Raw genomic sequence first — 13,078 nt, 5'->3', positions numbered from 1 at the left:
CGTCGGAAACGGCGGTTCCCTTGCCCCTCAAAAAACGCAGCGAGGCCCGCAGTGGCAGAAATGCAGCAGCCGCAGATAAGCATAGAAAAAGAACTCCGCAAATCGTATCTGGAGTATTCCCTTTCAGTCATCATCGGGCGTGCCATCCCGGACGCGCGCGACGGTCTCAAGCCCGTGCACAGGCGCATCATGTTCGCCCAGTACGAGCTTGCCAACAACTATAACCGTCCGCACAAAAAGTCCGCCCGCGTCGTCGGTGACGTCATAGGTAAGTATCACCCCCACGGCGACTCGGCCGTGTACGACGCCTTGGTGCGTATGGCGCAGGAATTTTCCATGCGCGACCCGCTGGTGGACGGGCAGGGCAACTTCGGCTCCATTGACGGCGACGCCCCGGCGGCCATGCGTTATACTGAAGTGCGCATGTCAAAGCTGGCTCAGGAATTTCTGGCCGACCTTGACAAAAACACTGTGGATTTTCGTCCCAACTACGATAATACCCTGCAGGAACCTTCGGTTATGCCGAGCAAGGTTCCCAACCTGCTGCTCAACGGCAGTTCGGGCATTGCCGTTGGCATGGCCACCAACATTCCGCCCCATAACCTTGGGGAGCTGTGCGACGCCCTGCAATTGCTGCTTGATGATCCCCAGTGCAGCATCGACGATTTGATGGAGCATGTGAAAGGGCCGGACTTCCCCACCAGCGGCTTTGTCTACGCGGGCAAGGGCCTGTACGACGCCTATCACACCGGGCGCGGCACCGTGAAAGTCCGTGGCCGCATGGAGATCGAAGACCGCAAGAAGGGCGCGCAGTCCATCGTCATCAGGGAAATCCCCTATGGACTCAACAAGTCCACCCTGGTGGAAAAAATCGCGGCCCTGGTCAATGACCGCAAGATAGACGGCATCACCGACCTGCGCGACGAATCCGACCGCAAGGGCATCCGCGTGGTCATTGACCTCAAGCGCGGCACCATTCCGGACATCGTCATCAACGGCCTGTACAAGTTTACGCCGCTGGAAACCAGCTTTGGCATCAATATGCTGGCCGTGGTGGACAATCGCCCGCAACTGCTTAATCTCAAGACAGCGCTTACCTGCTTTATCGATCATCGCCGTGAGGTGGTCATCCGCCGCACCCGCTATGATCTTGAAAAAGCCGAGGCCCGCGCCCATATTCTTGAAGGTCTGCGCGTCGCCATCGACAATATCGACGAGGTGGTGGCCCTTATCCGCGCGTCCGCCAATCCGGAGGAAGCGCGCGCCGCCCTCATGACGCGCTTTGAGTTTTCCGAGGTTCAGGCCAAGGCCATTCTCGAGATGCGCCTGCAACGCCTCACGGGCTTGCAGCGCGAAGAACTTATGGCTGAATACAAAGATCTTTTGCAGAAAATTGAGTTCTACCGCTCCATTCTCGAAAATTCGGAAGTGCTGCGCAACGAGCTCAGGCGCGAAGTCCGCGAAATTCGCGAAACCTTCGTGACCCCGCGCCGCACCGAAGTGCTGCGTGAGGCCCTGACGGACATTGATATCGAAGACCTCATTCCCGATGAGGAAGTGGTCATCACCCTGTCGCGCCGCGGCTACATGAAGCGCACCGGGCTTGAAAACTATCAGCAGCAGAAGCGCGGCGGCAAGGGTATTGCCGCCCTGCACACCTCTGATGACGATTATGTGCAGGAGTTTTTGAGCACCACCAACCACCAGTATCTCTGCCTCTTCACCAACAAGGGCCGCATGCACCAGCTCAAGGTGCATCAGGTGCCCGAAGGCAGCCGTACGGCCAAGGGCGTGCACATCAACAACCTGCTGCCGCTTGAGGATAACGAGTGGGTGACCACGGTGCTGGCCCTGCGCGAATTCGCGGAAGACAAGTACTTCTTCTTTGTGACCAAGCGCGGCATGGTCAAGCGCTCCTCGGCCTCCCTGTACGCCCGGTGCCGCAAGACCGGCCTCATGGCCGTGGGTCTGCGCGAGGACGATGAACTGGTGGTGGTGCGTCCCATCCGTGAAGACAGCCATATTGTGCTGGCCACGGCCGACGGCATAGCCATCCGCTTCTCGTGCAGGGACGTGCGACCCATGGGTCGCGTGGCCACCGGCGTCAAGGGCATAGCCCTGCGCAGGCAGGACTTTGTGGTTGCCGGCGTTATCGTGAAAGAAACGGACCAGACCACGGAGATCATGTCCATTTCCGCCAACGGTTACGGCAAGCGCACCAGCGTCGAGCTTTACCGCCTGCAGTCGCGCGGCGGCAAGGGCATCATCAACTTCAAGGTCACGGGCAAAACCGGGCCTGTGGTTGGGGCCATGCCCGTGCGCGACAATGACGGCCTGATCCTGCTGACCTCGGCCAACAAGATCGTGCGCATCAGCGTGGACGAAGTCCGCACCAAGGGCCGCGCCACCATGGGCGTCATGCTGGTGCGTCTGGACGAAGGCGGCCATGTGGTGGGCTTTGACCGTGTGGACGAAGGCGGGCAGACCGGCCGCGACCTCGATGAGGAACTGGACGACGCAACGCCCCATGGGGCGGTGGAAGGCGCGCAGGCCCCGGCAGGGGACGCCGCCGACACAGCCGCCGACGCAGCCGGGGATGGCGCCGCGATCCAGCGGGACGAACCGGAAGATGACGCCTGATAAGGCCTTGCGGCATGTTTTTCACTGTTGAGAAACAGGGGTTCGGGGGGGCCGTTGCGCCCCCCCGGTCGCCGCAGGGCGCTTGGGGGCGGCTTGTGGCGGTTACAGGGCAGGAGGGCGCATGGCGGCCCCGTTTGCGGGGTTTTGCGCTGTGCCTGCTCTGGTGCCTGTGTTTCTGGCTTGCGGGCTGTGACGGCCCGGCCCTGAAAGGCGACGACCTTTCCCAGGCGCGGGAGGCTGTATCGCAACGGCAGTGGTCGCTTGCCGAAAGGCTGCTTGAGCGGTACCTGCGTGAATCGCAGGACAGTCAGGACGCCGACAAAAGGTGGGAGGCATGGCAGCAACTGCTTGTGGTGGTCAACGCCGCCGGGCAGGAGCCGCGCGCGAGTCTTGAGTACCTTGAAACCATGCAGGAAGAATATCTGGACGACGACGTCCGCAGCGCCGTCATCCTGAAGCGCATGGCTGAAGTGTATGAGGGCCTGCACCGCTATGGGCGTGCCGTGGACATGTGGAGCGCCTATATCGGCCTTGGCGGGCTGAGTCCGCAGCAGGTGCTTGAAGGGTACAGGCGTCTGGCGGCCATGCAGTTCAGCCTGCGGCGGTTTGACGCTGGCGAGGACACCCTGCAGCAATGTCTGGCCCTGCCCCTGCCGGACCACGACAAGATCATGTGCATGTATGATCTGGCTGACCAGAACATGGCACGGGAACGCTGGCAGGAAGTGTCCGGCCTTTCGCAGCAGATTCTGGACAGTGACCCTGACCAGAGCGTACGCGGTCTTGCCGGGTATCTGCTGGCGGACGCCCTTGAGCAACTGGGTAAGAACGGCGAAGCATTGAAACAATTTGAACTGGCGCGCGACGCATATCCCAATCCGTCGGTCATCGACAATCGCATTGCGCATCTGCGCAAAAAACTGAAGAAGTAAGGCTTATGATTAAGCACGAATGCGGTGTTTTCGGCATTTATGACCACGACGAGGCTGCCCGTCTGGCCTACTTCGGCCTTTACGCCCAGCAGCACCGGGGGCAGGAAAGTGCAGGTATAGTCACTTTTGACAAGGACGGCGTGCACGAACACAAGGGCATGGGCCTTGTGCCCGACGTTTTTACCGAAGCCAGCCTGAAAAAGCTCACGGGCCGCAACGCTGTGGGGCATGTGCGCTATTCCACCACGGGCAGTTCTTCTGCCGGTAATGCCCAGCCTTTTCTGACCACCTACAAGGGCAGGGCCATTGCGCTGGCCCATAACGGCAACCTGGTCAATGCCGGGCAGTTGCGCGAAGACCTTGAAAACGAAGGGGCCATTTTTTCCACCAGCAACGACACGGAAGTGTTCATGCATCTGCTGGTGCGCGCCCTGCGCCACAACGATTTGCCGGGAGCCGTCAAGGAGGCCTGCTACAGGGTGCGCGGCGCGTACTGCCTGCTGGTCATGATGGACGGCATCCTCGTGGCCGTGCGCGACCCCCACGGCTTTCATCCCCTGGCCCTGGGCCGCATGGACGGAAGCCACGTCTTTGCGTCCGAGACCTGCGCCTTTGACCTGCTGGAGGCGGAGTTCGTCCGCTCGGTGGCTCCGGGTGAAGTGGTGGTGGTCGAGGGCAACAGCGTGCGCAGTGAGAGCCTTATCCAGCCCATGCCCAAAAAGCCCGCCCAGTGCATTTTCGAGCTGGTGTATTTCGCCAGGCCCGACTCCTATGTGTTTGACGAGCAGGTCTACCTGTGCCGTAAAAAAATGGGCTGCAACCTGGCCAATGAATCCACGCCGGACGTGGATTTTGTCATGCCCTTTCCCGATTCCGGCATCTATCCTGCCCTGGGTTTCGCCCAGTGTTCGGGCCTGCCGTACGAGCATGCCATGATACGCAATCACTATGTGGGGCGTACCTTTATCCAGCCTTCGCAGAGCATGCGCAGCTTTGGCGTGCGGGTGAAGATCAATCCCGTGCGCGAGATGATTGACGGCAAGCGCATCTGCATCATTGACGACAGCATAGTGCGCGGCACCACCATGATGACCCGCGTCAAAAAGCTGCGCGAGCTTGGGGCCAAAGAAGTGCACATCCGCATTTCGTCCCCGCCGGTCATCTCGCCCTGCTATTACGGCATTGATTTTTCTTCGCGCGGCGAACTTATCGCGGCCCAGCACAATCTGGCGGAAATAACGCGCAAGCTGGACGTGGATTCATTGCATTATCTCAGCATCGAAGGCCTGCTCGGTTCCGTGGCGCAGCCGCAGAATTACTGCATGGCCTGTTTCACGGGGAACTATCCCGTGCCCTGTGAGGACTGCGGCGGCAAGTTTAAGCTTGAAGGCTCCTGCGGTTCACGCTAATTTCTGGCCCCTGGCCAGGAGGCCGAATACGCGCCCGACGCCGGGCACATTTGAGGAAGACATGAGCATTGCACGCATCAAGGGTTTCGCGGACATGTTTCCGCCGGACAGCGAAATATTCACCCGTATGGAAAATACCGCACGGGATGTTTTCAGCCGGTACGGCTTTGTGGAACTGCGCACGCCCATTGTGGAATTTACCGAGCTTTTTCAGCGCTCCATTGGTGAAGAAACCGATGTGGTGCAAAAAGAGATGTATACCTTTCCCGACCGCAAGGGCAGGTCGCTGACCCTGCGCCCCGAGGCCACGGCGGGCGTCATGCGCGCCTATATCGAAAGCGGCCTCGCCAACAGGGAACCGGTAAGCCGCCTCTTCACCACCGGGCCCATGTTCCGGTACGAGCGCCCGCAAAAAGGGCGCATGCGGCAGTTCCACCAGATCAACTGCGAATGCCTTGGTTCGCACAGCCCCTATGCCGACGCCGACCTCATCAGCATGCTGCTGCGTTTTCTGGACGCTCTGGGTCTCACGGATCTGACCCTCAAGGTCAATTCCCTCGGCTGCGCCCAGTGCCGCCCCAAGTTCAAGGAGGCCCTGCTGGCCTATCTGCAAACCGTGGACAGCGCCGCCCTTTGCCCGGACTGCGCCCGCAGGGTCAACACCAACCCCCTGCGCGTCCTGGACTGCAAGCAGCCCGGCTGCCGCGCCATCACTGACGCCGCGCCCAGGCTGCTGGACTACAACTGCCCGGATTGCCGCGCCCATTTTGACACGGTGCTGGATCTGCTCGGCGCGGAAAACCTGGCCTACGAGCTTGATCACAGGCTGGTGCGCGGGCTGGACTACTATTGCCGTACCACCTTTGAGGTGGTAAGCGGCAGCATCGGCGCGCAGGCTGCCGTTGCGGGCGGCGGCCGTTATGACGGCCTGGTGAAGAGCCTTGGCGGGCCTGACGCCCCTGGCGTGGGCTTTGCCGCGGGCATGGAACGTCTTGCTCTCATGATGGGCGCTGGCGCGGCGCGTCCTGCGGACTTCTACCTTGTGGCCATGGACGCCCTAAGCAGAACCCAGGGCTATGCCCTGGCCCAGAATCTGCGTGGGGCTGGTCTCAGGGGCGAAATGAATTTCAGCGAAGGCGGCTTTAAAAGCCTCATGCGCCAGGCTGGCAAGTCCGGCGCGCGCTACTGCCTTATCATGGGGCCGGATGAAGCGGCCCAGAACACAGTGGTCATAAAAAATCTGGAAAGCGGAGAGCAGTCAGCCGTTCCGCAGTCTGAAGCACTACACTTTTTGCAAACGGGAACCAACTAACATGACTCAAGAAAGCCAGATGGCGGAACAGACGCCCGCGCAGGGCCAGGACGTGCAGCAGGAGCATCAGAAGTACATTGCCGACCTTGGCCAGTGGCATCGCACTCACAATTGCGGTGAACTGACTCTTGCCAATGACGGGCAGGATGTCTGCATCATGGGTTGGGTACAGTACCGGCGCGACCATGGCGGCCTTATCTTTGTGGATCTGCGTGACCGCATGGGCCTTACTCAGGTGGTGTTCAGCCCTGACGCGGCCCCCAAGGCGCACGAAAACGCGCACATCCTGCGCTCGGAATACGTGCTCGCCATCAAGGGCAGGGTGCGTCCGCGCCCAGAGGGCATGATCAATCCCAATATGGTGACGGGTCAGATCGAAGTGGTGGCCACCGAATGGAAGCTGCTCAATACCTCCAAAACGCCGCCCTTCGCCATTGAAGACCGCTGCGACGCCGGTGAAAACCTGCGCCTGACCTGGCGCTATCTTGACCTGCGCCGCCCGCGCATGCAGGCCAATCTGCGCTTGCGCCACAAGGTGGCCCAGTGCGTGCGCCGCTATCTGGACGACAACAGCTTTGTGGAGGTGGAAACCCCCATCCTCACCAAGTCCACGCCCGAGGGGGCGCGTGACTTTCTGGTACCCAGCCGCCTGAACGCCGGGGAATTCTACGCCCTGCCGCAGTCGCCCCAGCTGTTCAAGCAGCTGCTCATGGTGGCCGGCATGGATCGTTACTTCCAGATCGTGCGCTGCTTCCGCGACGAAGACCTGCGCGCCGACCGCCAGCCCGAGTTCACCCAGGTGGACATCGAAATGAGCTTCGCGGACGAGGAAACGGTCATGGGCATGGCTGAAGGCCTTATGGCCCGTGTGTTCAAGGACGTCATGGGCAAGGACATTGCGCTGCCTTTCCCGCGCATGCCCTGGGACGAGGCCATGGCCCGCTACGGCGTGGACAAGCCCGACACCCGCTTTGGCCTTGAACTTGTGAACATTACCGACATTGTGCGCGGTTCCGGCTTCAAGCTTTTTGCCACCGCGCCCCTGGTCAAGGGCATGAGGGTTCCCGGCGGCGAAGGGATGACCCGCAAGGAAATCGACGCTTTTACCGAGTTTGTCAAAATCTACGGCGCGCAGGGTCTGGCCTGGATCAAGATCAAGGCCGACGAGTGGCAGTCCCCCATCGCCAAGTTCCTTTCCGACGAGGAGCGCAAGGGCATTGCCGAAGCTCTTGACCTCAAGGTGGGCGACATTGTGTTCTTCCAGGCGGGCGAGCCGGGCATGGTCAACGCGGCGCTGGGCAATTTGCGCGTGCACCTGGCCCAGCACCTCAAGCTCATTCCCGAGGACAGCTTCAACTTCCTCTGGGTTACGGACTTTCCCCTGTTTGAATACAATGATGAAGAAAAGCGCTATGTTGCCTGCCATCATCCCTTCACGGCTCCGGCTCCCGGTCATATGGAACTCATGACCGCCGATCCGGCCAGGGCTCGCGCTCGCGCCTATGATATGGTGCTCAACGGCAGTGAAGTGGGTGGCGGCTCCATCCGTATCCATTCGGGTGAGGTGCAGCGCCGCATGTTTGAAGCCCTTGGCTTTACGCCCGAACAGGCCGAAAGCCAGTTCGGCTTCCTCATCCAGGCGCTGGAGCAGGGCGCTCCGCCGCACGGCGGCCTTGCCTTCGGCCTTGACCGTCTTATCATGTTGTTGGCAGGCGCAAGCAGCATCCGCGACGTTATCGCCTTCCCCAAAACGCAAAAAGCTACCTGCCTCATGACGGACGCGCCCGCGCCCGTGGCTGCCAAGCAGCTGCGTGAACTGGGCCTGCGCCTGCGCGAACAGCCGGGCGACAAGCCCAAGACCGACAAGCCGGGCCAAGAGGCAAAGGCGGAATAACGAACGCCAGCCCCGGCTCCCCCCGCCGGGGCTCAAGGAATATATATGATTCTTGATATTGTAACCTATCCTGACCCGCGCCTCAAAGAGGTGTGCGAGCCTGTGGGCGAAGTGACGGACGAAATCCGTCAGCTTGCCGCAGATATGCTCGAAACCATGTATGAAGCGCCCGGCGTGGGCCTTGCCGCCCCGCAGGTGGGCCGCAATATTCGCATGCTTGTCATGGACCCTTCCGTGCAGAAGGATGAGAAAAACCCCAGGGTGCTCATCAATCCCGTGCTCACGCTTTCTGGCGAGGAAGTGGTGAGCGAGCAGGAGGGCTGCCTTTCCGTGCCCATGAACTACCGCGCAGACGTGAAGCGCATGAGCAAGGTGCATCTGAGCGCCCGGGATCTGGACGGCAATGCCATTGAGGAAGATCTTGAGGAGTTTCCAGCTATTGTCATCCAGCACGAGTATGACCATCTGGACGGCGTCCTGTTCATTGACAGGATCAGCCGCCTGCGGCGCAGTCTGTATGACAGCAAGGTAAAAAAATGGCTCAAGAAAAAGACTGTCGAATAGTCTTCATGGGCACGCCGGACTTTGCGGCCGCCAGCCTTAAAAAGCTGGCGGCCTGGCCGCGCGCCCATATTGTGGCTGTGTACACGCAGCCCGACCGTCCGGCAGGGCGCGGCCACAAGCTTGCCATGTCGGCCGTAAAAAAACTTGCGCTGGAACTGGGCATACCCGTGTACCAGCCAGCCAGCCTCAAGGGCGCTGAAGCGCAGGCCGAGCTTGCGGCCCTCAGGCCCGATGTGCTGGCTGTGGCCGCTTACGGCCTGATTCTTCCTGACGCCGTGCTGGACATGCCCCGGCTTGCGCCGGTCAACGTGCATGCCTCCGTGCTGCCTAGGCTGCGCGGGGCTGCGCCCATCCAGCGGGCGGTTATGGAAGGCTGGCTGCCGGAATCGCGCGCGGGCATCTCCATCATGCGCATTGGCAGCAGGCTTGATGCGGGCCCTGTTTACGCCATGAGCGATACGCTCATCGGCGAGCATACCTCCGGCACCTTGCACGACGCCCTGGCCGAAATGGGCGCTGACCTGCTCATAAAGGTGCTGGATGACATGCTCGAGGGCAGGGCCGTGGCTGTGGAGCAGGATGAAAGCCTTGCCACTCACGCCGCCAAGCTTGGCAAGTCTGACGGTTTTGTGGACTGGACGCGCACGGCGGCGCAGGTGCATGCGCAGATTCGCGGTGTTACGCCCAAACCTGGCGCGCGCACCGTACTGCATCTTGATGCGGCCGATGATTTTGCAGCCCAGATTCTGCCGTTGATTGTTTCACCTGGAACAGTGGGCGAGGCCACAACGGGTGACAAGCCCGGCACCTTGCGGCACGACAGCCGGGGGCTTGGCGTAGCCTGCGCCGATCGCTGGTATATGCTTGGCATGGTTCGGCCCGAAGGCCGCAAGGACATGCCCGTGCGCGATCTGCTCAACGGCGGTCTCAAGAACCTGCCGGAAGGATTCTGCGGCCAGGCCCGACAACCGGAAGAGCCGGCCTAAGACGGACTTGCCTGAAATTTTGAGGGGAGGGATACTTTTTACAAGGGTCCCTCTTTCTTGTTTTCGCCGTCGGAGTGCCCCGGTTGCGGACACAATATGTTGTTGGGGCAGAAGTTTTGGCGCGTGAAGGGTTGAATCGCTGTCGGTACACGATGGCCTGTGCTGACAGCCTTGCGGGCGGCCGTTTTGGGCCTGTTTTTTTTCTTTTTTGCATCATGACATGGGGCAGGTTCCTTTGTTGCGCACAAGTCGCCTGAGGCGTAAAATCCGGCATACGTCTTTTTTTGCTTAATATCAGGATATTTTTTCATTCTTGCCGTTGGGCCTGACCTCATGGGGCTTCATGAAACTGCGTAAATCTCCTTTTTCTCTTCCTCCCGATCAGTATGGGGGCGCACGCAAGCGTACCTTTATCGGACTCATGCTGGCATCGTGCGTGGTTCTTTGTCTGGGCCTGGCCATTTTTCTTATCTTGCCCTGGTCTGACGCTCTGAACGGAGTGGTCTGGCTTGAACGGCTGAGTATTATCGTGGGGCTGGTGTGTATAATCGCCCTCATGTGGCTCTGCCTCATGCTGGTGTTTCACATCTATACCGGCAAGGCGCTGCCCGGTGCTGGCAGCGTGCGCCACGTGACCGTACGTCTGTTTTTTCCTCTTATGGAGTTGCTCGCCAAATTTGTGGGCATTGACAGGGGCAGTGTGCGGCGCAGTTTTATCAAGGTGAATAATGAACTTGTGCTTTCGCGCCGCAAGACCGTCGAGCCGCACAAGCTGTTGCTGCTTTTGCCGCATTGCGTGCAGCGCTCCGCCTGTCCGCACAGGCTGGTTCATAATGCCGACTTGTGCCTTCGCTGCGGCGGATGCCCGGTCGGGGATCTGCTCGATCTGCGGGACAAGTACGGCATCAGATTCGCCATTGCCACAGGCGGAACCATAGCGCGGCGTATTGTGGTGCAGACCCGGCCCGACTGCATCATTGCCGTGGCCTGTGAACGCGACCTTACTTCAGGAATACAGGACAGCTATCCCCTGCCAGTCTTTGGCGTGCTCAACAGCCGCCCCAAGGGGCCGTGTCTTGACACCCTTGTGCCCATGGACGCCCTTGAGGATGTCATTCGTCTTTTTCTTGGCCTTAGTGACAGCCTGACCCCGCAACCTCTGCTGTTATGGAAACGCTGATCTATTCCGTTTGTTGGACTTGCTTCATTTTTTTGGAAACAGTCGAGGACGGAAGAGTTTACTCCTGCTTCCAAAATAGATCGCGCCGTGCCAAACGAAATGACTGCGCGTTTCCAGGAGCTCTTTACTCAGTGCTTCCTAAAATGGTTGCCGTAACTCTACACAATGACGGGGAGGGCAGGGCATGAGCAAGGCGACAAAGCCGGGTGGGCTTCAGTTGCGAGGTTTGCCCCTCAATGGCCGTAACGCGGCCTTACGTGCTCTGCTGCTGGTGGATCAGGGCATGAGCGCCCAGCAGGCCCTTGCGGCCGTGCTTGACGGGCCTGTGGCTCGTCAGGAAGGCGCCTCTTTGTCCGGTCAGGACAAGGCGCTTTGTACGGAACTTGTGTACGGCTGCCTGCGCGCGGAAATCCGCCTGCGTTTCATTTTGTCCTTCGTGCTTTCCAAACCGCAGGGATTGCCGCCCGCCATGCTCACTGTCCTGGCCCTTGCCGTATATGGCTTGCTGTTTCAGGACAAGGTTCCTGCGCACGCGGTTATTCATGAGGCTGTGGAACAGGTGCGCCGCCTTTTTGGCCAGGGGCTGGCCCGCGTCGCCAACGGCGCATTGCGCTCCTTGCAGCGCATGGGGCAGGCCCCTCTTGAGCTTGCCTTTTATGACACAAAGCCCGGGGGTAAAAAGAGGCTGGCGCACGGCGCTGACAGTGACGGCTTTTTCGGCCAATGTGTTTTTTATTCCGTGCCATTATGGATAGGCACTCTGTGGCGGGACGCCTACGGGGAACAAGCCGCGCTGGCGCTGATGCGTCGAGCTTTTGAACGGCCGTACTCCGCATTGCGGATTAATCCTGCCCACCCCCAGGCTAACCAATTGTATGCGGCTCTGGCAGCTGGGGAAGAACCTTTGGCCGCGCACGGGCAGTCCCTGCCTGATGCGCCGCAGCCTTGTTCTCCTCAAGCCACAGGTGACGGCGCTTTGCAGGTGCAAATGGCTCTGGGGCAGTCTCATTTTTTTCAGCAACATCCTGTAAATGCAAATGAATTGTTGATTCAACCCAGTGCGCCTTCGGCATCGGATATTGCTGCAGGCAAGGCTGTTGCCGTCAGGATAGGCCGTTGGGGTCTGGCCTTTGCACCCGGGCAAATGCCCCGCGCTGTTCTTGGGCATGAGCTGCGCCACTGGCAAGCCCTTGGCGCTCTGAGCTGGCAATCCGCAGGATCGCAAACGGCTCTGCTTGAGCTTGGTCTGGACAAATGGCGCGAACCTGTGTGGGACGCCTGCGCCGGGCACGGCGGCAAGAGCATGGCCCTGATGGAGTGGGGCGTGCCTGTGGGCTTGTGCACTGACCGTTCCGTACAACGCCTGCAGGGTCTGTCCGGTCAATGTGCTGCCTTGAACCTGCCGCTACCGGTCTGCTGTCTGGCTGATGCTGCCCGCCCGCCCGTGCGCGTCTGGCAGGGGCATATTCTTGTGGATGCGCCCTGTTCCGGCCTCGGAGTTCTGGCACGCAGGCCAGACATCCGCAGACGTGAACCGCAACATCTTGCTGAACTTGAAGGCCTGCAACGCGCCATACTCGGAACGCTTGCGGATTACTTGCAGCAGGGCAGGGAACTTGCCTACATAACGTGCACGCTTAACCCGGCAGAAAACGAACAGGCTGTGGCCTGCGTGCTGAAATCACACAATAATTTGCGCTTGGTGCGGCAGTGGCAGACAAGCCACGAGCATGGCTGGCTTGAAGGCATGTACGGCGCGGTATTGCGCAACAAAGGCTGATTTTTGGCGCGTCACGCTTACGCAGGGGTACGGTGAAATGTTTTGTGGTGGAGGGACCCTTTTGTAAAAGGGTCTCCGCCCCCACGCCCCCACCCCTAAAACTTTTATTGCACTGAGCTGTATACAAAGGCGTTTTTTGATCTGATATCGGGGGGCGGAGCCAGCGTCCTCGTGTCGGTGCAGTCTCTCGCAGGGTAGAGCCGTTTACCAATGAGATGCGTTATTGCTCTCATGTCCATTCTAAAGACAAGACGCCGGTCCGCATTGCGAACCGGCGTCTTGCCGTATGTTTTTGCTTCGCTGCCCGTGACGGCGGCGTTCATGCCCGTTGTGGCCGTACGTGTTCCCATGCGAAAACGGCTGGTGATGTGTATTCTTGTG

At 60.0% G+C, this 13,078-nt stretch carries 9 protein-coding genes; all 9 read left to right on the top strand.

Annotated features, from left to right (window positions below):
* Positions 1-60: 60 nt before the first annotated feature.
* The 9 genes from gyrA (at position 61) to DESU86_RS06855 (ending at position 12,697) form a co-directional block, all read left to right on the top strand.
* Positions 61-2,640 (top strand): DNA gyrase subunit A, encoded by a 2,580-nt coding sequence (gene gyrA / locus DESU86_RS06895; RefSeq protein WP_232088411.1) that lies wholly within the window; start codon positions 61-63, stop codon positions 2,638-2,640.
* Positions 2,641-2,654: 14 nt separating this feature from the next.
* Complete coding sequence (locus tag DESU86_RS06890; RefSeq protein WP_179980382.1) at positions 2,655-3,572, top strand: tetratricopeptide repeat protein; 918 nt, start codon at positions 2,655-2,657, stop codon at positions 3,570-3,572.
* A gap of 5 nt (positions 3,573-3,577) precedes the next feature.
* Positions 3,578-4,981: an amidophosphoribosyltransferase gene (purF, locus tag DESU86_RS06885; protein WP_179980381.1), complete on the top strand. Its 1,404-nt coding sequence runs from the start codon at positions 3,578-3,580 to the stop codon at positions 4,979-4,981.
* Between the two features lie 61 nt (positions 4,982-5,042).
* Positions 5,043-6,293 carry a histidine--tRNA ligase gene (hisS, locus tag DESU86_RS06880; RefSeq protein ID WP_179980380.1) on the top strand — a complete coding sequence of 417 codons (1,251 nt, stop codon included), beginning with the start codon at positions 5,043-5,045 and terminating at the stop codon, positions 6,291-6,293.
* A 19-nt stretch (positions 6,294-6,312) separates the two neighbouring features.
* Entirely contained in the window at positions 6,313-8,187 is a 1,875-nt protein-coding gene (gene aspS, locus DESU86_RS06875) for an aspartate--tRNA ligase (protein ID WP_179981746.1), read from the top strand.
* Positions 8,188-8,232: 45 nt separating this feature from the next.
* On the top strand, positions 8,233-8,751 hold the full coding sequence (def, locus tag DESU86_RS06870; RefSeq protein WP_179980379.1) for a peptide deformylase: 519 nt from the start codon (positions 8,233-8,235) through the stop codon (positions 8,749-8,751).
* Positions 8,724-9,737: a methionyl-tRNA formyltransferase gene (fmt, locus tag DESU86_RS06865; RefSeq protein ID WP_179980378.1), complete on the top strand. Its 1,014-nt coding sequence runs from the start codon at positions 8,724-8,726 to the stop codon at positions 9,735-9,737. Before def ends, fmt begins: the two co-directional genes overlap by 28 nt.
* Positions 9,738-10,080: 343 nt before the next feature.
* Positions 10,081-10,917: a DUF116 domain-containing protein gene (locus tag DESU86_RS06860; RefSeq protein ID WP_179980377.1), complete on the top strand. Its 837-nt coding sequence runs from the start codon at positions 10,081-10,083 to the stop codon at positions 10,915-10,917.
* A gap of 184 nt (positions 10,918-11,101) precedes the next feature.
* A complete protein-coding gene (locus tag DESU86_RS06855) occupies positions 11,102-12,697 on the top strand; it encodes a transcription antitermination factor NusB (protein ID WP_179980376.1) in 1,596 nt (531 codons plus the stop codon).
* Positions 12,698-13,078 lie beyond the last annotated feature (381 nt).

It is taken from the genome of Desulfovibrio sp. 86, from assembly GCF_902702915.1.
Classification (GTDB): Bacteria; Desulfobacterota; Desulfovibrionia; order Desulfovibrionales; family Desulfovibrionaceae; genus Desulfovibrio.
Note: the sequence above shows the minus strand (reverse complement) of the source record. Positions and strands in the feature narration are given on the sequence as shown.